The 22313-nt window shown below is 54.3% G+C and carries 19 protein-coding genes and 3 riboswitches; of the genes, 9 read left to right on the top strand and 10 right to left on the bottom strand.

What is annotated here, in order from left to right:
* Nucleotides 1-33: 33 nt before the first annotated feature.
* From B4113_RS10655 to B4113_RS10630, 6 genes are all read right to left on the bottom strand, one after another.
* Nucleotides 34-1047 (bottom strand): ABC transporter permease, encoded by a 1014-nt coding sequence (locus tag B4113_RS10655; protein WP_033017633.1) that lies wholly within the window; start codon nt 1045-1047, stop codon nt 34-36.
* A complete protein-coding gene (locus tag B4113_RS10650; protein ID WP_033017634.1) occupies nt 989-2539 on the bottom strand; it encodes a sugar ABC transporter ATP-binding protein in 1551 nt (516 codons plus the stop codon). Before B4113_RS10650 ends, B4113_RS10655 begins: the two co-directional genes overlap by 59 nt.
* Nucleotides 2536-3696: a sugar ABC transporter substrate-binding protein gene (locus B4113_RS10645; protein WP_033017635.1), complete on the bottom strand. Its 1161-nt coding sequence runs from the start codon at nt 3694-3696 to the stop codon at nt 2536-2538. Before B4113_RS10645 ends, B4113_RS10650 begins: the two co-directional genes overlap by 4 nt.
* Nucleotides 3683-4750 carry an S-methyl-5-thioribose-1-phosphate isomerase gene (gene mtnA, locus B4113_RS10640; protein WP_033017636.1) on the bottom strand — a complete coding sequence of 356 codons (1068 nt, stop codon included), beginning with the start codon at nt 4748-4750 and terminating at the stop codon, nt 3683-3685. The genes B4113_RS10645 and mtnA overlap by 14 nt, the downstream gene beginning before the upstream one ends.
* Nucleotides 4751-4820: 70 nt before the next feature.
* On the bottom strand, nt 4821-6011 hold the full coding sequence (mtnK, locus tag B4113_RS10635; RefSeq protein ID WP_033017637.1) for an S-methyl-5-thioribose kinase: 1191 nt from the start codon (nt 6009-6011) through the stop codon (nt 4821-4823).
* A gap of 85 nt (nt 6012-6096) precedes the next feature.
* Nucleotides 6097-6265, bottom strand: a riboswitch (SAM riboswitch).
* Between the two features lie 93 nt (nt 6266-6358).
* On the bottom strand, nt 6359-7174 hold the full coding sequence (locus tag B4113_RS10630) for a carbon-nitrogen family hydrolase (RefSeq protein WP_033017638.1): 816 nt from the start codon (nt 7172-7174) through the stop codon (nt 6359-6361).
* Between the two features lie 99 nt (nt 7175-7273).
* Here B4113_RS10630 and B4113_RS10625 point away from each other — a divergent pair, with 99 nt between their 5' ends.
* The 5 genes from B4113_RS10625 (at nt 7274) to B4113_RS10605 (ending at nt 11825) form a co-directional block, all read left to right on the top strand.
* Nucleotides 7274-8449, top strand: coding sequence for a pyridoxal phosphate-dependent aminotransferase (locus tag B4113_RS10625; RefSeq protein WP_061912486.1), 1176 nt, complete (start codon nt 7274-7276; stop codon nt 8447-8449).
* A 97-nt stretch (nt 8450-8546) separates the two neighbouring features.
* Nucleotides 8547-8654: riboswitch (SAM riboswitch) on the top strand.
* Between the two features lie 67 nt (nt 8655-8721).
* A complete protein-coding gene (gene mtnW / locus B4113_RS10620; protein ID WP_033017640.1) occupies nt 8722-9963 on the top strand; it encodes a 2,3-diketo-5-methylthiopentyl-1-phosphate enolase in 1242 nt (413 codons plus the stop codon).
* Nucleotides 9960-10622, top strand: coding sequence for a 2-hydroxy-3-keto-5-methylthiopentenyl-1-phosphate phosphatase (gene mtnX / locus B4113_RS10615; protein ID WP_033017642.1), 663 nt, complete (start codon nt 9960-9962; stop codon nt 10620-10622). Before mtnW ends, mtnX begins: the two co-directional genes overlap by 4 nt.
* Nucleotides 10619-11251: a methylthioribulose 1-phosphate dehydratase gene (locus B4113_RS10610; RefSeq protein WP_033017644.1), complete on the top strand. Its 633-nt coding sequence runs from the start codon at nt 10619-10621 to the stop codon at nt 11249-11251. The genes mtnX and B4113_RS10610 overlap by 4 nt, the downstream gene beginning before the upstream one ends.
* Before the next feature lie 31 nt (nt 11252-11282).
* A complete protein-coding gene (locus tag B4113_RS10605) occupies nt 11283-11825 on the top strand; it encodes an acireductone dioxygenase (RefSeq protein ID WP_033017646.1) in 543 nt (180 codons plus the stop codon).
* Nucleotides 11826-12164: 339 nt separating this feature from the next.
* Here the strand turns inward: B4113_RS10605 and B4113_RS10600 are convergent, their stop codons facing one another.
* Entirely contained in the window at nt 12165-12899 is a 735-nt protein-coding gene (locus B4113_RS10600) for a ZIP family metal transporter (RefSeq protein ID WP_033843392.1), read from the bottom strand.
* Between the two features lie 980 nt (nt 12900-13879).
* On the opposite strand from B4113_RS10600, the gene B4113_RS10595 reads away from it, so the two are divergent.
* The gene (locus tag B4113_RS10595; RefSeq protein WP_033017703.1) at nt 13880-14341 is read left to right on the top strand and encodes a MarR family winged helix-turn-helix transcriptional regulator; all 462 of its coding nucleotides are present in this window, start codon (nt 13880-13882) and stop codon (nt 14339-14341) included.
* Between the two features lie 175 nt (nt 14342-14516).
* Complete coding sequence (locus B4113_RS10590; RefSeq protein ID WP_172418596.1) at nt 14517-15086, top strand: phosphate propanoyltransferase; 570 nt, start codon at nt 14517-14519, stop codon at nt 15084-15086.
* A gap of 330 nt (nt 15087-15416) precedes the next feature.
* On the opposite strand, the gene B4113_RS10585 is transcribed toward B4113_RS10590, so the two are convergent.
* Nucleotides 15417-17435 carry a S9 family peptidase gene (locus B4113_RS10585; protein ID WP_033017652.1) on the bottom strand — a complete coding sequence of 673 codons (2019 nt, stop codon included), beginning with the start codon at nt 17433-17435 and terminating at the stop codon, nt 15417-15419.
* A gap of 121 nt (nt 17436-17556) precedes the next feature.
* Nucleotides 17557-18981 (bottom strand): amino acid permease, encoded by a 1425-nt coding sequence (locus B4113_RS10580; protein WP_082799314.1) that lies wholly within the window; start codon nt 18979-18981, stop codon nt 17557-17559.
* Between the two features lie 76 nt (nt 18982-19057).
* Nucleotides 19058-19237: riboswitch (Lysine riboswitch) on the bottom strand.
* A 15-nt stretch (nt 19238-19252) separates the two neighbouring features.
* Between B4113_RS10580 and B4113_RS20975 the strand changes: the two genes are divergently transcribed.
* Both B4113_RS20975 and B4113_RS10575 read left to right on the top strand, forming a co-directional pair.
* A complete protein-coding gene (locus B4113_RS20975; RefSeq protein ID WP_255358712.1) occupies nt 19253-19384 on the top strand; it encodes a hypothetical protein in 132 nt (43 codons plus the stop codon).
* A 404-nt stretch (nt 19385-19788) separates the two neighbouring features.
* Entirely contained in the window at nt 19789-21483 is a 1695-nt protein-coding gene (locus B4113_RS10575; protein ID WP_061912485.1) for a M3 family oligoendopeptidase, read from the top strand.
* 174 nt (nt 21484-21657) lie between these two features.
* Here B4113_RS10575 and B4113_RS10570 read toward each other — a convergent pair whose 3' ends face one another.
* The gene (locus tag B4113_RS10570; RefSeq protein ID WP_061912492.1) at nt 21658-22305 is read right to left on the bottom strand and encodes a hypothetical protein; all 648 of its coding nucleotides are present in this window, start codon (nt 22303-22305) and stop codon (nt 21658-21660) included.
* Nucleotides 22306-22313: the final 8 nt, after the last annotated feature.

The raw sequence follows: 22313 nt of genomic DNA, 5'->3' as shown, positions 1-22313 counted from the left end.
TAGGACTTGAGTCCACAGGGGCGGGATCGGGCGTTATTTTTTTTGCCAATGCGACAACGCGAGGGCGCCGACTAAAATGGCGCCTTTTATAATGTCTTGGGCGTAGTACGGAACGTTGGCCATCGTCAAGCCGTTCAACAACACCCCCATCAAAATCGAGCCGAACAACGTGCCGATGACGTTCGGCTTGCCGGCGCCAAAGACGGAAAAGCCGATGTAGGCGGCGGCGACGCCGTCCATCAAAAACGAGGCGCCGGCGGACACTTGCCCGGTGCCGATGCGTGAAGCGAGGACGATGCCGCCAAGGGCGGCGAAAAAACCGCTAATGACGTACGCGTACGTCCGGTAACGGTTCACCGGAATCCCCGACAGCCTTGCCGCTTCCCGGTTTTCCCCCGTCAAATAAAAGAGGCGTCCCGGTTTGGTGTATGTCAAAAACAAATGGGCAGCTATAACGACAAACAGCATCAGCAAAACGGAAAACGGCACGCCGAACAGCTCTCCTTGGCCGATAAATAGAAAGGAAGGGATGAATTTGCCCGGCGCCGTGCCGCCGTCTGGCAGCGGCATATCGTTATAAATCGAAAATCCTTTCGTATAGGTGAGCTGTACCCCGTTGATGGCGTACATCGTCGCCAATGTCGCAAGCAAATCCGGCAATTTGAATTTGACGATCAAGAGCGAGTTGAGCAGTCCGACGGCGACGCCGAGCAACAGCGGCACGAGCAAGGTGACGAAAATTTCTTGGCGATACAGAACAAGCGCCGCCGCGCTGGCGATCGTCGCAAGGCTGACCGTTGACCCGACCGATAAATCGAAGCCGTCAACGATGAGCGAAAACGTAATCCCGATCGCCACGAGCGTCACGATCGAAATCGAACGCAAAATGTCGCTGAAGTTTTCATACGTGAAAAACCGGTCTTGCGTGATGCCAAAATAGGCGATCACGGCCAGAATGGCGAGCAATGTCCCGTGTTTATACAAAAACTCAAGAATAGACGGTGCCGTTTTTTTCGACGGCGTCGCGGAAACGGCCGGCTGGTTCATCGATTTCACCTCCGCTGCAATAATAAACAAGCTGCTCGTACGTGAGTTCAGCGGCCGGCAGGCGGGCGAGCAGCCGACCGTCGACCATCACGTAGATGGTGTCGCAAATGTCAAGAAGCTCTTGACATTCACTGGAAAAGTACAGCACCGTTTTTCCTTCATCGGCAAGGGAGCGGATGATGGCAAACACGTCCTGCTTCGCGTGAACATCGATCCCTTTCGTCGGCTCGTCGAACAAAAAGACGCGCGCGTTCGTGTTTAGCCATTTGCCGATCACGACTTTTTGCTGGTTGCCGCCGCTCAAATGGCGGACAGCCGTGGCGCTTGACGGCGGATGAATGCCGAGCGAGCGCACGAGAGCATTGGCGGCTTCCGCTTCTTGTGCCCGCTTGATCCATTGCCAGCGCGCTAGGCGGGAAAGAAGGCGCACGGTGATGTTCGCCCGCACCGATTCGGGCAAAAACAGCCCTTGTTTGCGCCGCTCTTCGGGGATAAGGCAAACGCCGGCGGCGATGGCTTCATAAGGTGACGAGAATACATAGCGCCGCCCCTCGATTTCCCATTCGCCCGCCGTTTTTCGATGGGCGATCAAGCTTTCAGCAAGCTCCGTCTTGCCGGCGCCGACCAAGCCGGCGATGCCGACAATTTCCCCGCGATGGGCGTATAGGTCGATGGTCGTGCCGGTTTTGTCAATCGTGATTCCGCGGGCGGCAAAGGCGATGTCGCCCCCGTACGTGCGCGCCTGGTTGGCAGACGTTCTTCGCTTTGTCCCGGTCATATGCAGGACGATGTCTTCAAGCGACAGGCTGCCGGCGGCGCCGTGATAGACGACGCGGCCGTCGCGCAAAATCGTCAGCCGGTCGGCGATTTCTTGCACTTCTTTCAGCTTATGAGAAATATAAATAAAGCCAACGCCTTGCTGTTTCAGCTCATGAATGATGGCAAACAGCCGCTTCGTTTCCGCCTCGCTCAGCGCCGCGGTCGGTTCGTCCAAAATGATGTAGCGGGCGTCGGATGACAGCACTTTCGCGAGCACGATCAGCTGCTTTTCGTGGAGCGAACAGTCGCGCACGAGCTTCGTCGGCGGGATGGAAAGGCCGACGCGGCGAAGGAGAGCGGCGGCCCGCTCTTTTTCTTGGCGCAGCGAGCGGATCGGCCGCTGCGTGGCGCGAGCGAGTTCATCGGCGGCGATGTTTTCGTACACTGACAAACCGGGAAACAGCGCTGTGTCGACTTCTTGCACGACAAAGCCGATGCCGGCTCGTTTCGCGTCAAACGGCGAGGAAAACGCGCATGGGGCGCCGTCGATTGCGATCGTGCCGGCATCAGGCGAAATGGCGCCGGCCAACATGTTCATCAGCGTGCTTTTGCCGGCGCCGTTCATGCCTAAAAGGGCGTGGACTTCGCCCGGACGAACGTCGAAGTCCACGCCGTCAAGCACGCGCACGGCGCCAAACGATTTTTCCATGCCCCGCATTGACAACCCGTTCATTTTTTGTTCACCTGAGCTTCCAACGTTTTCATCCACGGCGAGATGGCGACGTTCGATTGCCCCCAGCCCGGGATGTATTGCGAGAGATCGCTCATTGATACTTGTTTGTCCGGCAGGTCGGACCGTTTCACTAAATGCGGCTCGAGCGAGTAAATGTTCGGCGTTTTTTCACCAGCAATTTTTTGGTAGGCAAAGCGAACTTGCACGCGGCCGACTTCCGCCGGATCCGTCGCTGTCGTCGCCACCCACGGGCTGTTCGGTTTTTGGATCATTTGCAAATCTTCATCGCTCAAATCGATGCCGTACACTTTAATTTCCGTGCGCCCGGCTTGTTCGATGGCGCGCGTCGCCCCTTTGGCGAACTCGTCCCATGTGGCGAAGACGGCGTCAATGTCGCCTTTGTTCGGGTATTTTTTCAAAATCGCTTCCATTTGCGTTTGCGTGTCTAGCGCGGTGTTGGCGCTCGCTGTGCCGAACTTGGCGATTTCCTTAATGTTCGGGTAGCGTTTTTTGAACGCCTCATAAATGACATGGCGCCGTTCCATCGGAGTAAAGCCGCCGACCCAAATCGTGACGATGTTGCCCTCGCCGTTTAAATCTTCGGCGAGCGTCTTTAACGTTTTCCAAGCGAGGCTATAGTCGTCTTGGTCGATGACGGTGACGCCGGGAATGTTCAAATCGTTGTCAAACGCCACAACCGGAATGCCTTTGGCGACGGCTTTTTTTACCGGACCTTCGAGCGCATCGGCGCGGCCGTGGTCAAGCAAAATCGCGTCGACGTTTTGTGTAATGGCCGTTTCAACATACGATGCCATCTTTGTCAAATCGTTGTCGGCGTTGTAAATTTGCACTTCGCCGCCGAATTTTTGCACTTGTTCTTTCACGCCGGCGATGTATTGCGAGGAGAATGTGCCGATCGACAGTTGCATAATGGCGGCGATTTTCACCGGCTTTTTCAGTTTTTCCGGAATGGCCGCCTGCTCGCTGCTCGCGGCGGTGGAGCTGTTGGACGATGTGGCGTCGTTGTTGTTCGTTTGTTTCGTTTCGTTGGCCGGCTTGGCGCTCATGGCATCTTGCTCGTTCGTGCAGCCGGTTAAGATGGAAAACACCGTAAAGAAAAGAAGAAAAAGAGGTGATAAGGCTTTAAATCGTTTCATACTGCTCCTCCTTTGCGAATAACGATGGCAGCGCCGTTTCGTAATGGCCGCGGACGATGCCTTTTTCGGTAATGATGGCGGTAATGAGTTCGTTTGGTGTCACGTCAAACGCCGGGTTGTACACGTTGACGCCTTCCGGGGCGATGCGCACGCCGGCGAGATGGGTCACTTCGTCCGGATGGCGCTCTTCAATCGGGATGTCCGCCCCTGTTTTTGTCTTGATGTCGATCGTAGACAGCGGCGCGGCGACGTAAAACGGAATGCCGAACGATTGAGCGAGCAAAGCGAGGCCGAACGTGCCGATTTTGTTCGCCGTGTCGCCGTTTCGCGCGATCCGGTCGGCGCCGACGATGATGGCGTTAATATGTTTCGCCTTGATCGTTTGCGCCGCCATGTTGTCGGTGATGAGCGTCACATCGACGCCCGCCTGCATGAGTTCCCATGTGGTCAGGCGCGCCCCTTGCAAAACGGGACGTGTCTCAAGGGCGTAGACGGACAGCTCGATTCCTTTTTCTTTCGCCAAATAAAACGGAGCAAGCGCCGTTCCGTAGCGGGCGGTGGCGATCGAACCGGCGTTGCAAATCGTCATCACCCGGTCGCCCGGGCGGAAAAGGGTCAAGGCGTATTCGCCGATGCGGCGGCACACATCCTCATCTTCGATTTGGATGCGGATCGCTTCGTGAATGAGCGATGTTTTCGCTTCGTTGACGGAAGCGGCGCTGTTGGCGGCGGCGACGAGCCGATCGAGCGCCCAAAACAAGTTGACGGCCGTCGGGCGCGCGCTCGCTAAGTAGTCGCGGTCTTGTTGCAAGCGGCGCTGAAATTCGTCCACCGCTTCGGTTTCATAGCGCGAGGCGGCGAGCGCCAAGCCATAGGCGGCCGTGATGCCGATCGCCGGCGCCCCGCGCACTTTCAACGTCGCGATCGCCTCATGCACGTCTTCGAGCGTATGCAAGTCGATGTATTCGGTGACCGATGGCAGTTTTTGTTGGTTTAAAATCGTGATATGCGTCTCGCGCCATTCGACAGAGCGCGGGATGGCAAATGAGTTCATCGTCGTCTTCCTTTCTCGGTTGATCGATTGGCCCAAGCTGGCGTTGGACGGCCGGCCCGGGCAGAGGGTGTCATCGTTCCGTTTCGATAAACAGGCGGCGGAAGCCGTCCGTTCCCGCCAGTTCAGCGCGCTCAACGATCAGGCGGCGGCCGAGACGGAGCGCGTGCCGTTTCGCGGCGAGCCGTTCGGCTTTTTGTTCAATGCCGTCGAGATCCGCCACATGGGCGAGGCCGATCGTCCGGCGAATGACTTCGCAGCCGGCAAAACCGACGGCGTCAATGAACGCTTGCCGCAGCACCTCATCAAGCAGTCCGGGCGTCGCGGCGTACGTTTCGACGCTTTCCGTCTGCCACAGCTCAGCGAAAATGGACGTAAACACCTTCCATGTTGAGTCGATGTGAACAAAGAGCGGTTGACGCTCCGCTTCAGGACGGGACAACGCATTTAACAGCAAGTTGGCGAAAAATTGGCCAAGGTCAAACCCGATCGGGCCGTAAAAGGCGAATTCCGGGTCGATCACTTTCGTTTCGTCGTCGCTGGCGAAAATGCTGCCAGTGTGTAAGTCTCCGTGCAGCAGCACATCCGCTTCAGTCAAAAACTTGCGCTTCAGCTTCGCCGCTTCGAGGCGGAGGCGGTCATCTTCCCAAAGCGCTTCAACGTCTGGGCGCAATTCGTCCTCAAAGTTGTTCGTGTCATGGTCGAAAAACGGATCGGTGAAGACGAGATCTTCCGTAATTTTGCATAGCTCTGGATTGACAAAGCTTTGCGCCAACTTCTTTTTCTCTTGTTGGTTCATGCCGAAATCAGACGTGTAAAACGCCGTTTTGGCGATGAATTCGCCGATATGCCGGGACAACAGCGGGTACGTTTTCCCTTCGATCAGCCCTTTGCGCGCGATTTGCAGGCGGGACAAATCTTCCATCACCGTGATGGCGAGCGATTCGTCGGAATAATAGACTTTTGGGACGTATTGCGGCACATAGCTGGCAAACGTGCGCAGCGCGTTGCTTTCAATGACGGCGCGCTTTAACGTAAGCGGCCAGCTTTCCCCGACGACTTTCGCGTACGGCAGCGCTTGTTTGATGATGACGCCTTGCTTTGTTTCTTGGTCGACGATATGGAAAACAAGGTTCAAGTTTCCGTCGCCGATCTCGCGGCAGGCAAGTGGCGCCCCGTCGCGGAACAAGCCGAGGCGGACGGCGAGGGCGGTCGCTTTTTGTTCGGTGAGCGGTTCGTAAACAGCTGATTGGACAATCGTCATTTTCACGTTCCCCCTTTACGTTTTGGCAAATGAAAAAGCCTCTTTCGCATACGGAAAGAGGCTTGAAGATTATTTGTCTTCACGCCTCTTATCTTTCAGAAAGACAGCGGTCTTTCTGTTGGACTTAGCACCGTGCCCTGCGGAAGCGGGTCGCTTCCGGCGCCGCCCTTGGCGTGCGCCCTATCTCACGATAGCATTACGGTCGGTTGCTGGGCTTCATTGGGCCAATTCCCTCAGCCAACTCTTGATAAGAGTACCGGTCTAGCTATTGAGTTTTTGCAATTTTCGCGATGTTAACAATCGTTTGGTTGCTTGATTCGAATCATACAGGTTGGGCAGGCGGATTGTCAATACGTTTTGAAAAATTTTTTTGCCGCCTCGTCGTAATCGCGCGGCCGGCGGTCGGCAAACACCGGGATGCGCGCACGCACCTGTTTAACGAGCGCCGGGTCGATGTCCGCCAGAAGAACGCCCGGCTTTTCATCGGCCTCGGCGATGATTTCGCCCCACGGGTCGATGACGAGCGAATGGCCGGCAAAGTCGTTGTTCGGGTCGCTTCCGGCCCGATTGCAGGCGATGACGTAGCATTGATTTTCAATCGCTCGCGCCATCAGCAGCGTCCGCCAATGGTGAAGGCGAGGAAGCGGCCATTCGGCGACGACAAACAGCGCTTCCGCTCCGGCTAAAGCATGGACGCGAATCCACTCTGGAAAGCGGATGTCATAGCAAATGACTCCGGCGCACGACAGCCCGTCAAGCGAAAATAAGCCTGGCGCGTTTCCCGGCTGCAAATACAAATGCTCATCCATCAGCTGGAACAGATGAAGTTTGCTATATTCACTGACGATTTGGCCGCTTCGGTCGGCGACGATCATCGTGTTCGTCACACCGGCAGCGGTTTTTTTGGCGACTGAGCCGGCGACGAAATGGACGCCGTATGTTTGCGCCAGGCGGGAGGCGAACGCTTTCGCCCGCCCGGCATCGTCATCAGCAATTTCGTCCAAGCGCGTCAAGTCATAGCCGGTCGTCCATAGTTCCGGAAGCACGACGATATCGGCTCCTTCGTTGGCGGCGGATTGCACGGCTGTTTCGGCTTGCTGTTCGTTCGTTTGCGGATCGCCAAACGCGATATCGAGCTGGAGGCAAGCGATGCGGATGGTCATTGTTTTTCACCCCAATGAAAAAATTTGCTTTACATTTTGCTTTTTACGATATATGATGTTGCACTAGAATTTCAAGAATTTTTCAAGAAGGTGTGGGCGATGACGATCGAATTTCCTTTTTCCGAACTGCTTGAACAGCTGCCGAAGCAGTTTTTTGCTTCACTTGTCGCCAAAGTGGGAGAGAAAATCAAGGCCGGGCATGATGTCATTAATTTAGGGCAAGGCAATCCGGACCAGCCGACGCCGAAGCATATCGTTGAGGCGATGCAACGGGCGGCGGTCAATCCGAAATACCATAAATACTCGCCGTTTCAAGGCTACTCGTTTTTGAAAGAAGCCGTTGCCGCCTTTTATGCACGCGAGTACGGAGTTGAGGTCGACCCGACCCGCGAAGTCGCCATTTTGTTTGGCGGCAAGGCCGGGCTTGTCGAGCTGCCGCTTTGCCTCGTCAACCCGGGCGATGTGGTGCTCGTCCCGGACCCGGGCTATCCGGATTACTGGTCGGGAATCGCGCTCGCCCGCGCGCGGATGGAAATGATGCCGCTTGTTGTCGAGCAGCAATTTTTGCCCGATTACAGCGCCATTCCGGCGGCGGTCGCCGATCAGGCGAAACTGATGTTTTTAAACTATCCGAACAACCCGACCGGTGCGACGGCGACGAACGAGTTTTTCGCCGAGACGGTGGCGTTCGCCGCCAAGCACGGTATCGCCGTCGTGCACGATTTTGCTTACGGGGCGATCGGTTTTGACGGCAAAAAGCCGGTCAGCTTCCTCGAAGTTGACGGGGCGAAAGACGTCGGCGTCGAGATTTACACGTTTTCGAAAACGTACAATATGGCCGGCTGGCGCGTCGCGTTTGCCGTCGGCAACGAGCGGATCATTCGGGCGCTTGAGCTGCTGCAAGATCATTTGTACGTCAGCCTGTTCGGCGCCGTCCAGGAAGCGGCGGCTGCAGCGCTTCTCGGCCCGCAAGATTGCGTCAACGAGCTTGTCGCGCTGTATGAAGCGCGCCGCCATACGTTCATTTCTGCTTTGCGCGAGATCGGCTGGGAAGCACCGGCGCCGTCCGGTTCGTTTTTCGCTTGGCTCCCCGTACCGAAAGGGTGGTCGTCCGCCGAGTTTGCCGATGTGCTCCTTGAGCAGGCGCATGTCGCTGTCGCTCCGGGCATCGGCTTTGGCGAGCACGGCGAAGGGTATGTGCGCGTCGGCCTATTGACCGATGAGGCGCGGCTCTGTGAAGCGGCGGAGCGGATCGGACGGCTCGGGCTGTTTTGAAAAAAATGATTGACAACGGCGGCAAAGGCTGTCATAATTCAAAGTAAATTTGCCATACTTGCCAAAATCGTTTGACAAGTGTATAGTTACGCAAGCATTCTTATCAAGAGCAGGCGGAGGGACGAGCCCAATGAAGCCCGGCAACCGGCTTGGTACATTCAAGCACGGTGCTAATTCTTGCAGCGGAAACGCTGAGAGATAAGAAGAGCGCCATAAACGAATGACGCCTCTTCTTATGAAGAGGCTTTTTTCTTTGGAAAGAGGGATGAATGATGAGTGCAGTGATGGCAACGTATTTGCTTCATGACGAGAAAGACATCCGCAAAAAGGCGGAAGGGATCGCGCTCGGCTTGACGGTCGGCACGTGGACCGACTTGCCGGCGTTGGAGCAGGAGCAGCTTCGCAAACATAAAGGGGAAGTGGTCGCCGTTGAGGAGCTTGGCGAAAGCGAGCGTGTAAACGCGTATTTCGGCAAGCGGCTGAAGCGGGCGATCGTCAAAATCGCCTATCCGACGGTCAACTTCAGCGCTGATTTGCCGGCGCTTTTGGTGACGACGTTTGGCAAATTGTCGCTTGATGGGGAAGTGCGGCTGCTTGATCTCGAGTTTCCGGACGAGTGGAAGCGGCAATTTCCGGGGCCGCGCTTTGGCATCAGCGGCATTCGCGAAAAAGTCGGGGTATATAACCGCCCGCTGTTAATGAGCATTTTTAAAGGCATCATCGGCCGCGATTTGGCGTATTTGACGTCCGAATTGAAAAAACAGGCGCTTGGCGGCGTCGACCTAGTCAAAGATGACGAAATTTTGTTTGATAGCGAGCTTCTTCCGTTTGAGAAGCGGATTACGGAAGGAAAGGCCGCGCTTCGGGAAGTGTACGAACAAACGGGCAAACGGACGCTGTACGCCGTTAACTTGACCGGTAAAACGTTTGAGCTGAAAGAAAAAGCGAAACGGGCCGCCGAGCTTGGCGCCGACGTGCTGTTGTTTAACGTGTTCGCCTACGGGCTTGATGTGTTGCAAGGGCTGCGCGAGGATGAAAACATCACCGTGCCGATTATGGCGCATCCGGCGTTTAGCGGCGCGATCACGCCGTCTGAGTTTTACGGGGTCGCCCCGTCGCTGTTGCTCGGCAAGCTGTTGCGGCTCGCCGGGGCTGATTTCGTCCTGTTCCCGTCGCCGTACGGCAGCGTCGCTCTCGAGCGCGAGCAGGCGCTTGGCATCGCCCGGGCGCTCACCGATGACCAAGAGCCGTTTGCGCGGGCGTTTCCGGTGCCGTCGGCGGGCATTCATCCGGGGCTCGTGCCGCTTCTTGTCCGCGATTTCGGCCTTGACAGCATCGTCAACGCCGGCGGCGGCATTCACGGCCATCCGGACGGGGCGATCGGCGGCGGCCAGGCGTTTCGCGCGGCGATCGATGCGGTGTTGGCCGGTCGGCCGCTCCGCGAAGCAGCTGTTGAAAACGAGGCCCTACAAAAAGCGATCGACCGTTGGGGCGCTGTTGAGGTGGAAGCATGACGAGGCAGCTTGTTCTCTTTTGCGATTTTGACGGCACGATTACGGAAAACGACAACATTATCGCCATTATGAAACAGTTCGCCCCGCCGGAGTGGGAGGCGCTCAAAGACGACATTCTCGCTGAGCGCATCTCCGTTCAGGAAGGGGTCGGGAAGATGTTTTCCCTCCTTCCGTCTTCGCTAAAGGGCGAAATCGTCGATTTTCTGCGGGGCACCGCCCGTTTGCGCGAAGGGTTTCGCGAATTCGCCGCTTGGACGAAAGAGCAGGGCATTCCGCTCTATGTGGTGAGCGGTGGGATCGACTTTTTTGTCTACCCGCTGCTTGACGGGATCATCGAACGAGAGTGCATTTTTTGCAACGGCTCCGATTTCAGCGGCGCGACGATCCGCATCACGTGGCCTTACGCGTGCGACGGCGAGTGCCAAAACGGCTGCGGCTGCTGCAAGCCGTCGCTCCTTCGCAAGCTTTCCCGCCCGGACGGGTATCATGTCGTCATCGGCGATTCGATTACGGACGTAGCGGTGGCGAAGCAAGCGGATTACGTGTTGGCACGCGATTTTTTGCTCCAAAAATGCCAAGAGCTTGGCTTACCCCATGCGCCGTTTGCGACGTTTTTTGATGTGATGGATCATTTGCAGCAGGTGGAGGTGATCGTATGAGCCTCGTCGTGCAAAAATGGAACGAGCTCGCCGAGGTGAAGGCCGAGCTTGCCGCCCGCGACTGGTTTTTCGCGACAAGCGGCAATTTGTCGATCAAAGTGACAAACGATCCGCTCACCTTTCTTGTCACGGCCAGCGGCAAAGACAAACGGAAGCAGACAGACGAAGATTTTCTGCTCGTTGATGGTGATGGAAACCCGGCGGAAGACACGCATTTGAAGCCGTCGGCGGAGACGCTGCTGCATGTTGAGATTTATCGGCGGACGAAGGCCGGCTGCGTCTTGCACGTCCATACGGTCGACAACAACCTCATTTCCGACGTGTACGCCCAAAACGGGGAGGCGGTTTTTTCCGGCCAAGAAATCATCAAAGCGTTCGGCATTTGGGAGGAAAACGCCGCGGTGCGCATTCCGATCATTGACAATGACGCCGACATCCCGACGTTGGCCGCGAAATTCGCGAAACATGTCGACGGCGATACGGGCGCGGTATTGATCCATAACCACGGCATCACCGTCTGGGGCCGCGACGCCTTTGAAGTGAAAAAACATTTGGAAGCATGGGAGTTTTTATTCCGCTGGCAAGTAAAGCGGCTGCTTTTGCAACGGGCTGGCTTGCCAGTTGGTTGATCTATATTCATTTCCAAGGAGGATGAAAACGATGGCAGTCATTAAAGTGAAAAAAACTGGTCAAGTGATTGAGGGAGAGGACAACGTCCGCGCGTTTTTAAACAGCCAAGGTGTCTTGTACGAGCATTGGGATATTACAAAGCTGCCGGAACATTTGCACGACAAGTATGTGTTAAGCGATGAAGAGAAAGCGGAAATTTTAGCGGCATTTAAAGACGAGATCGAAGACTTGGCGGCGCGCCGCGGCTACAAAACATGGGACATTGTCGCTTTGTCCGACGCGACGCCGAACTTGGATGAGCTGCTGAAAAAGTTTGAACAAGTCCACATTCATACAGAAGATGAAGTGCGCGCCATTACGGCCGGCCACGGCATTTTCATCATCAAAGGCGACAAAGAAACGGGCTATTTCGATGTGGAACTCGAAGCCGGCGATGTCATTTCCGTGCCGGAAGGGAATCCGCACTACTTCACATTGATGGATGACCGCCGGGTGGTGGCTGTCCGCCTGTTCATCGATCCGTCCGGCTGGGTCGCTCATCCGTATGAGGAAACAGAAGAAGGAAACGGATGAACAGTCTACTGTGACTAATCAGGAAATTTTCTGCTCGGTTTGTCTGAGTGTGCTGCCTCGTTGAGAATGGTGTGGAACGAGGGAGGCCGCACCGGTGGCCTTCCTTCATAAAGTAGTTTGCCTAGTTCTATTCCACGTTAATTCAAATGAAAACAGCTCGTTTCCTTCTCTCGCTCTATTAAGGCGTTTCCCCTCTCACTAGAGGAGGAGTGATTTCGTACAAAATAGTGCGATTCCATTTGCTTCTCTAAAAAATATCAGCGAAATAGGTTTTTTTGTAGGCGAGATGTTGCTGCTTTGCTCGTGGCTGCCGCTTTTTATTGGCCTTCTTAGTAGGGTTTACAATGTTTCCATGAAAAAGAACATAAATAAAATACCGATAATAAACGCGTATGTTGCTGCCCACTCATTTCCATCACCATGACTTTCAGGAATGAGTTCTTTGTAAATAATAAACAACATGGCTCCAGCAGCAAACGCCAAACCATATGGAACTAAGCTTTCAAAGAGAGAGGCCAAATAAAAGCCGAGCAGTGCCGTGACTATTTCAACTGTTCCCGTCAATGTGGCGATCAAAAATGCTTTGAAGCGACCGATTTGCTGGTTGACTAAAAACAAGGCGACTAGAAACCCTTCTGGCGCATTTTGTAAGCCAATGGCCAAGGCAATGAGATTGCCCATTGGAGCAGCGCTGTTTGAGGCGTAGCTGACTCCGATTGATAGCCCTTCCGGAAGATTGTGCAACGTAATGGCAGCAATGATGAGCATCGCCTTTTCGTCAAACGGCACCCCGCTTTTTGTATGTTCTAAGTCGAGATGCGGAACTGCTAATTCCAGTATGGTTAAAACAAGTATTCCTGCGGCAAGGCCAATGAATAGCGTTGAAAAGTTTCCTGTTTGCAATGCTTGTGGGACTAGATTGACCATGGAAGCGGCCATCATGATACCGGCAGAAAAGGCAAGCAAGATGTCACGCCACCGATGGGTAAGTGATCGAGCTATGAACAAAATGAGTGCGGCGCCAAGTCCAGTTGATAAGGCAGATAGCACGCTGCCGGTCAGCATATTGTTCATCGAATTCCTCCTCGTTTTTCTTCTCTCGCTGTGTTTATGAGACGTTTTTTATTGATGTGATCAAACGATCAGATTTTTTGCAAATATTAGTGGCGATTACTGAAATATTGGTGATGTAACAGATCAGACCGCTTACGAATCTAGGAGACTGGTGATTTAAGGGGGCAAGCCGCTTATCAAGCCCGTTTTTCAAATAGAAAAGCCTCCTTGCATCAGGATCACCTTTCAAATGCTTCCCCATTGCTCAAAAGAAACAACCGTTTTTCACCAGTCCTCTAGTTTCTCAAATAAAAAAGCTTTGTCGCATCAACATCGTCTTTCAAACGCTTCCCTATTGCTCACGAGAAATAATCGTTAGTAAGTTGAAATTTTGGTTTACATCCCGCTGATTCCTCTCATATCAACTTGTACTTAGATGAAACCCGCAACGAAAAATCGGAAATTCTTTATTGCAACTTAAAGGAGGGTTGTGGACTCCTACAGGCTTTCGAAGGGAGAAACTTTTTCCAATCGGTTCAATTTTTTTACATGCTTACTAATCGATCTGAGGAAACGGCGTTTCTCATTATTCTTGGCATTATATTATTCTACATATGCGCTTGTGTAGTAGAAAATGAAAGATCAGATGCTGTGTGAAAAAGTTTTATGGACAGCGCCTGACCTCACCGCAAAGATGAAAGCCCCTGCCAGTTCGGTAATTTCACAGAAATTATAGACTTGTTAGTCGGTTGTGAAAGGAATGGAGAAAAACGCTGTAGTTTGTCAAATTGTTGAAGATCGTTAAGAAAAACCGGTTTTTCAGTGCTTCCCGATTGGCAACGACTTGCATCGGCTCTCCTCATAAAATCACCATGATTCGAAAAAAGGAAACAGGTCGGCGAGAAAAATATGTACATAATGGATAAGAACGGTTGCTTGCTTGCTTTCTGTTCCAGTATAATGGAAAGTAAGAAATGGTCAAATGCAAAGGATTGAATGTCATGGAGCAGAAAGGACAAGCATTGGAGCAATCGTTAAAATTATTTATCGTTCTCTCGCGGGCGTATCGCGCGGTCAGCGATCAAGTCAACAAATCGATCCACTCATTCGGGGTCAATCCCACGGAGTTTGCCGTGTTGGAACTGTTATATCATAAAGGCGATCAACCGCTCCAGCAAATCGGTGAGAAAATTTTGCTCGCCAGCGGCAGCATCACGTACGTTGTCGATAAACTGGAGAACAAAGGGTTGATCGTCCGCCGCGCTTGCGAGCGGGATCGCCGCGTTACATACGCTTCGATTACGGAAGAAGGACGGCGGTTTATTGAGCGCGTGTTTCCAGAACACGCCGAAACCATTCATGACACCGTGTCCGCGCTTACCGCAGAGGAGAAGGAGCAGGCCATCGCTTTGTTAAAAAAATTAGGATACGGGGCGAAACATGCCCTCACTGATCGGGGCTGACCCAAAAGGTCGCCTTCTTTCAAGATAGGCACAACATATAGTGCGACAGAAGCAGTCAGTACGTATATATAGAGACGAAAGAGGGCGTCCCGGTCCTTTTGGGACACCCTCTTTATTTTTGCCGAAAATGGATACGTTAATAAAGAAAGCAACAACGCCAAAGGAGGGAACGTGTATGATGATTCCCGTGGGGGTGTCGAACCGCCACATTCATTTGTCGAGCGAGCATATGGCGGCGCTGTTTGGCGAAGGCGTCGAGTTGACCGTGCTCAAGCCGCTGTCGCAGCCCGGGCAGTTTGCGGCGAACGAGACGGTGACGGTCGAAGGGCCGAAAGGGAAAATCGAAAACGTCCGCGTCCTCGGTCCCGTCCGTTCGCTGACGCAGCTCGAGATTTCGAAAACCGACAGCTTCAAGCTCGGCGTCGCGCCACCGGTTCGCTTATCCGGCGACATTGACGGAACGCCGGGCATTACGATTCACGGACCGAAGGGGACGGTGACCGTCGACAAAGGGGTGATCATTGCCAAACGGCACATTCATATGACGCCGAAAGATGCCGAGACGTTCGGCGTTCGCGACAAGCAAGTCGTGAAGGTGAAAACGCAAGGGGAGCGGGCGCTCATTTTTGATGAAGTCATCGTCCGCGTCAGCGACGATTTTGCCTTAGATATGCACATCGACACGGATGAAGCGAACGCGGCCGGCCTGAAAACGGGCGATTATGTTGAGCTGCTTCCGTCATGAAAATCATCCGTGTCAAAGGCAAACAAAGCGCCCTCTCGTTCGTTCCGAGAGGGCGCTTCCCGTTAACGCGGACGCTTCTTCTCTGATCGATCTAGGGTGCCGGTGATTTCGTGCAAAACAACGTTGAGTTCGACCTATTTCTCAATTAGAGAAACCTTGAAGAATCGGCTTTCTTTTCTTAACGAAAATGTCGCCGATTGGTGGTGACATCGTTTTTTCACCAGCCTTCTAGGGTGCCGACCAGATGAAACGGCGCATCACGTCGAATGGCATCAATGACTCCGCCGCTGATTGATGACAAGGGCGTGCATGGCGGCTCCTCCTTTCGGGTTAAGGCAGCGATTTGGTCAAATAACGGTCAAACCATTCGACGATATGGCGAAGCCGCTCGAGGCGAAGCATCGGGTTGCCGGTGCGCGACAAGTCATGGTTGGCGTCCGGAAAGCGAACGAATTTCGTTTCTCGCCCGAGTTGTTTCAAGGCGATAAACAGTTGTTCCGCCTGCTCGATCGGGCAGCGGTAATCGCGCTCACTGTGAAGAATAAGAAGCGGCGTGTTCATCTGTTTGACGTATTTGAGCGGCGAATGATGCCAAAGCCGCTCGGCGTCTTCCCACATGTCGCAGCCGACCTCCCATTTGGTGAAAAAGTAGCCGATGTCGCTCACGCCGGAGAAACTGAGCCAGTTGGAAATCGAGCGCTGGGTGACGGCCGCTTTGAACCGGTTCGTATGCCCGACGATCCAGTTTGTCATAAAGCCGCCGTAGCTGCCGCCGGTGACGCCAAGCCGTGTTTCGTCAATGAAGTCGAATTGGCGAATGGCGGCGTCGACGCCGGCCATAATGTCTTCATAATCCATGCCGCCATAGTCGCCGCGCACGGCATTGACAAATGCCTGGCCATATCCGTGGCTGCCGCGCGGGTTGGTGAATAAGACGGCATAACCGTGCGAGACGAGCAGTTGAAATTCATGAAAAAAGGTCAATCCGTACATCGCATGCGGCCCGCCGTGAATTTCGACGATAAGCGGCGCCTTTTCCCCTTCGCCAAGCCCGGGCGGTTTCATGATCCAGCCTTGAATGTCCGAACCGTCTGTTGATTGGTAGGTAAACGGTTCGGCATCAGCGAGCGCGACTTCGTTCTCGAGCGCTTCATTGACCGTGGTGAGCCGTGTTTTTGCGCCGTTTTCAAATGAGATGGCATACAAATCCCCAATCACTGTCGGCTCGCTAATCGCGGCAACGGCCTGCTGTTCATTCGGATGGACGGCGAGGCCGTATACATGGAAGTCTCCTTCGATGATCGGAACGACGGGTCCGTCAAGCGGGATGAAAAATACGTTGACGCGCCCGCGCTCCGAGGCGGTGACATACAGGCCGCTTGCGTCGTTTGCCCAAATCGGGCCCGGGCCTTTCGCATCAGCGTGCATGTCGCCGATCATCGCATCGCCGAGATGGACGTCCCAATCGGCGGTCAGCACCCGCGCCGTTCCACGCTCCGGCTCAAAAACGTAAAGCCGGTGAAGCGTCGCCCCGAGATAAGCCAAATCATGACCGATGGCGGCGAGCTTCGTTCCGTCCGGCGACCAAGCGAGCGAGGTGAAGGTGCCGCATCCGTTCGTCACATTCGTTTCCGCTTTCGATTCGAGGTCAAGCAGCACAATGTCGCGTGTAAAGACGGTGTCGGGATCTTCGTTCCGGTTGGCCACAAAGGCAAGCGTCCGTCCATTGGGCGACATTGCAAACGAACCGATTTCCTCCTCGCGGCTCGTTAACGCTTCCGCTTTTCCCGTCGCCGCATCGATGCGCACGAGCACCGGTCGTTTGTCGTCAAGAAATCCTGCCGCGTCCGATTTGTAATAGAGACGCTCGACTACGCGCGGTTTCGGGTCCGCCGGCTTCGCTTCCTTTTTTTCCGGCTCTTCGCGGTCAGCGATCGTTTCGTCGTCGCCGATCGTCGTTAGGGCGATGAGAAACGTTCCATCCGGCGCCCAAACGTAATCGCGCACCCCATTTTTGAAAAACGTCAGCTGGCGCGCTTCGCCGCCATGGGCAGGCAATCGCCAAAGCTGCGCGCGTCCGGAGCGGTCCGATAAAAAGGCGATCTCTTCCCCCGTTGGGGAAAAGCGCGGTTTCGTATCGCGCCAGCGCCCGAACGTCCATGGACGGACGGAGCCGTCTTCGGTCCACATCGATAGATGCGAGCGGTACTGTTTTTCCTCGTCGATCGATTTTTCCACAAACACGACGCGCGTGCCGTCCGGGGCGTAGTGCGGGTCGCGCACGGAGCGGAGGCGAAGCAAGTCTTCTGCCGTCATGCCGCGGCGTTTCGTTTCGTGTTCGCTGTTCATGCCTGATCCCTTCTTTCGTAAGAAATGTTTGGTTGATAGATTGTTTCGCTTTTCGAAAGAAAAATCCTGCTTTTGGTGCAAAAAAAAACGAACGTCCGTTGAGACGGACGCCTGCTTTTGATTATGCCGATCGTTTTTGTCTTTGTCGCTCGTGCTGTGCTGCTTTTCTCACTTGCGGGTAAAAGATCAAACCGCTCGCGAGCAAAGTGAGACCAAAGAGGAACGTTTTGATGTCCGCCGTGCCAGCGATGACGACCCAGACCGAATAGACGGACGCTACAGCGGCAACGACGCCATCCGTTAGGCGGCTGCGCTCCCCTTGATACGTTTCGCCCGTGATGACAAGCTTTAATTGAAAGACGGACGCAATCAAGTACGGGACGAGGTACGCCAGCGTGGCGATGTAAATGACAAAGTCAAACGCCGCGGCCATCGAGTGGGAAATCGTTGAAAAGATAAACAGCTGGGCCAACGCATTGGACAAGGTCAATGAAAAGCTCGGCGCCCGTCTGTCGTTTTCCTTTAAAAAGGACGGCAAAAACATCCCTTGTTTCGCCGCTTGGTACGGTACCTCGGCGCTCAACAAAATCCAACCGAGCGTCGAACCGAGCAAGCTGATGAGGCCGAGTCCGGCAAGCACGTAGCCGCCGATAGGACCGACGATGGCGACAATGGCATCGACGAGCGGTTTTTCCGATTGAATGAGCTTCTCTTGCGGCAAGACACCCATCACCAAAAAGCTGATGCCGATATAAATGGCCAAAGCGATCAGAAGACCGGCGATCGTCGCCCGTTTGACGTCCGCCTGTTTGCGGGCCCGCGCTGCGAACACCATCGCCGATTCAACGCCGATAAACGCCCAGAGCGTCGCTAACGCGGCGTTTTTGATTTGCCCGAGCAGGCTGATCGCTTGCCCATCCCCGTCATAGCGCGGAGCATTAAGGGGACCGATGACCGCCTTGTCAAAGGCAAACAAGGCGATGACGATAAACAGGAAAAAGCCGAGCACTTTGGCGGCGGTAGCCACAAAATTGAGCTTTCCGGCGCTTTCCACCCCGCGCAAAATGATGGCATGCATCCCCCAAAGGAGCGCCGTGCAGACGAGAAACGTCAGCAAATTTCCTAGTTTCAAAGGAAACGAACCGATCATGGCCACGGTGTGGTCGCTTGTCAAGACAGGAAAGAATGTCGATAAGTAGCTCGCAAACGTTGTGATGATGGCGACATTGCCGGCAAAGTTGCCGACCCAATAGCCCCATGATGACATAAACCCGGATAAAATCGACCAGTTCGACCCTTTCGGGAACAGCTCTTTTGCGTAAATTTGCGGCCCGCCGTTCAAGTTCGGTTTGCGAATCGCTAAGTTTCCAAACACAAGCGCCGTCATCAAAACGCCCGTTCCGGTCAACAGCCAAGCGAGCATGACGCCAAGGGGGCTGGCTGCCTCCGCGAGCGAACGCGGCAGCATAAAAATTCCCGAACCGACCATATTGCCGACGACTAGCGCCGTTAATACCCAAACGCCTAGTTTTTGTTGCTTGCCCAACCGCTAACACTCCTTTTCAAAAAAATATGCACCCGCGCCTCTTCAGCGGGTGCATGGCATGTTCGCATCCAGACTGAATGGCGATAGCGCTCCATCGCCGTAGGCGATGGCAGTCCTGCGCCTGTTCGGCCGCAGTCCCAGCTTGCGGCGCCGGAGCGCGCCGCAAACTTCGGCGGTGAACCCTTTCCCGCTGCGTCATCAGCCGCTCCGAGCCTCGGCAGCGCTACTTTTGTTCACCGCAACCTCTATCCCATTGGTGGAGAGGGGGTATATGGTTGCCGACATTATCGTACTTAATTCGACAAAAAACGTCAAGTTGTTTTTGCTGGAAACGGCGCCGAACCGTTCGGATGGAAAAGCCGGTACGAAGCGATTTTTCACCGGCCTTTTAGATGTCTTGTGAAAAACGGTTGTTTCTTTTGAGCGATAGGGGAGCGTTTGAAAGACGATCCTGATGCGACAAGGCTTTTCTACGGGAGAAACGGGCTTGATCAGCGGCTTGCTCCCTTAAATCACCGCCCTCTTAAAGGCTGGTGACTTTGGTCGATGAAAAAAAGTGTGCACTGTTGCAAGGCTTTTCTATTTGAAAAACGATGCTGGGAAGCGGTTGCGCGAGTAAATCACCGCCTCTTAGAAAGATGTGGGATAGAAGAAGGATGTTCCCGCTTTTTTCGGATCGTCCGGGCAAAATTCAAAGGTTGGAAAAGGCAGGAGATTTTTGCACGACGGCGAATAGACAAAATGGGCGAAAAATACGAGCCCAATGCATGGTGATGAGATCATTCGTGAAGAGAGAAGGGGATGACGATGAAATTTTCCGAGTTTCGCTATGAGCGGCCGGACATCGATCAGTTGCAGGACGCGTTTCAAGAAGCGCTCGATGCGTTCCGCCGCGCCGGGAGCGCCGCCGGTCAGCACGAGGCGATGAAACGGGTGAACGAGCTGCGCCGCCGCTACAGCACGATGGCGAATTTGTGCCACATTCGCCATACGATCGATACAAACGATGAGTTTTATAAGAAAGAACAAGACTTTTTTGATGAAACGGGGCCGATCGTCAAAGGGCTCGTCAACGACTATTACCGCGCCCTTGTCGAGTCGCCGTTTCGCGCCGAGCTCGAAAAAACGTGGGGCGCGCAGCTGTTTGCCTTGGCGGAAACGCAGCTGAAAACGTACGCTCCGGCAGTGATGGAAGACTTGCAAAAAGAGAACAAGCTGGCAAGCGAATATACGAAGCTGATCGCCTCAGCGAAAATCATGTTTGAAGGCGAAGAGCGGACGCTCGCCCAGCTGCAGCCGTTCGTCGAATCGCCGGATCGCTCGGTGCGCAAACGGGCGAGCGAAGCGAGGTTTTCGTTTTTCACCGATCATGAAAAAGAGCTTGATGAGCTGTACGATGAGCTCGTTCATGTGCGCACCGCGATCGCCGAGAAGCTCGGGTTCAAAAATTTTGTCGAGCTCGGTTATGCCCGTTTAGGCCGGACCGATTACAATGCCGAGATGGTTGCCAACTTCCGCCGGCAAGTGAAAGCGCACATCGTCCCGCTCGCCGTCAAACTGCGCGAACGCCAGCGGCAGCGGATTCAGGTCGATCGGCTTACGTATTATGATGAGCCGTTCATGTTCCCGAGCGGCAATCCGGCGCCAAAAGGGGACGCCGCTTGGATCGTCGACAACGGCCGGCGCATGTATGAAGAGCTGTCGCCGGAAACGGGCGCGTTTTTCCGCTATATGGTCGAACATGAACTGATGGACCTCGTCGCCAAAAAAGGGAAAGCGAGCGGCGGCTATTGCACGTATATTGACGACTACCAAGCGCCGTTTATTTTCTCGAACTTTACCGGAACGTCCAGCGACATTGACGTATTGACCCATGAAGCAGGGCATGCGTTCCAAGTGTACGAAAGCCGCCATTACGATATCCCGGAATACAACTGGCCGACGCTTGAGGCGTGCGAAATCCATTCGATGAGCATGGAATTTTTCACATGGCCGTGGATGGAGCTGTTTTTCGCCGAAGATGCCGACAAATACCGGTTCGCCCATTTGAGCGACGCGCTCTTGTTTTTGCCGTACGGCGTCGCGGTCGATGAATTCCAGCACGCCGTCTACGAGCGCCCGGACATGACGCCGGCCGAGCGGAAGAAAACATGGCGTGACATTGAGAACGTGTATTTGCCGACAAAGGATTACGACAGCCACGATTACCTTGAACGAGGCGGCTTTTGGCAGCGGCAAGGGCACATCTACACCGACCCGTTTTATTACATCGACTACACGCTCGCGCAAGTGTGCGCGTTCCAGTTTTGGAAGCGGGCGGAAGACGACCGGGCTGCGGCGTGGCGCGACTATGTGGCGCTTTGCCGATTGGGCGGCAGCCGGCCGTTCACCGAGCTCGTCCAAAGCGCCAACCTCCAGTCGCCGTTTGCCGACGGGGCGGTCGCTTCGGTTATCGGCCATATCGAGCGGTGGCTGGACAGTGTCGATGACAAAGCGTTGTGAATGAAAGCGGAAATGGAACGGACGATCCGCGTGTTGATGAACGGTCTGCGCCGCTAACCGGCCGGCTTCCGCCAAGGAGCCGGCCTAGTTGTTTTCTTTCGCGTAACGGAGGATGGCTTCGGCATCAAGCAGCGACGGACGTGCGTTCGGTCAAAACGTTTGACCGAACGGCCGTCATGTTCTGGCACCGTCGTCTTCCGAAATGACGCTGGATCCTTTGTTTGGATCGAACGATGGATACCACTGGACATCGTTAAAAATATGGACAGGGGATCGTTCTTTGTCCAAGATGAGAAGATTGTACCGCAAGTCCCCATGATTAATTCGATTGATCAAATCTTTTGGGATATCGTCTATCCATGAGGAAGAAATGGTGATGGTATATGACAACTGTCCGTTGGCCGGCAAAGGGCCTTTGACGGCGTTCGAACGGTCAACATGGGTCACGCGAGAAAGTTCCTCTGGATATTGAATGACGAAATAGTAATCTCGATACTGTTCAAGCAACTGATACAGCTGCTCCGAGAGGGTGTAACGCATCGTCAAGTGAATCGAGCGGCTCGTTGCTTTGGCGGTAAATTCATTGACTAAAAAATGCGGTGGCAGAAATTTCTCCTCTAGCGATAACGGCTTCTGTTCCTTTTTTACTTTTTCCTTTTGCTCGTTTCCTTGTACCGCTTCTTTCCCTACATGGTGCGGAGCGGGGGTAGGATCATGTCCGCGCTCGCACGCCGCCAGCAAGAGAACGCCGATAAAAAGAGCATTCCCGTTAGGAGCTTTTCCGGGGACTTGATCAAAAAAAGCCCTCTTGGTATGATGCAGGGGTGTCA

This window comes from Geobacillus sp. B4113_201601, assembly GCF_001587475.1.
Taxonomy (GTDB): domain Bacteria; phylum Bacillota; class Bacilli; order Bacillales; family Anoxybacillaceae; genus Geobacillus; species Geobacillus icigianus.
This window is presented reverse-complemented; position numbering and strand designations above follow the sequence as displayed.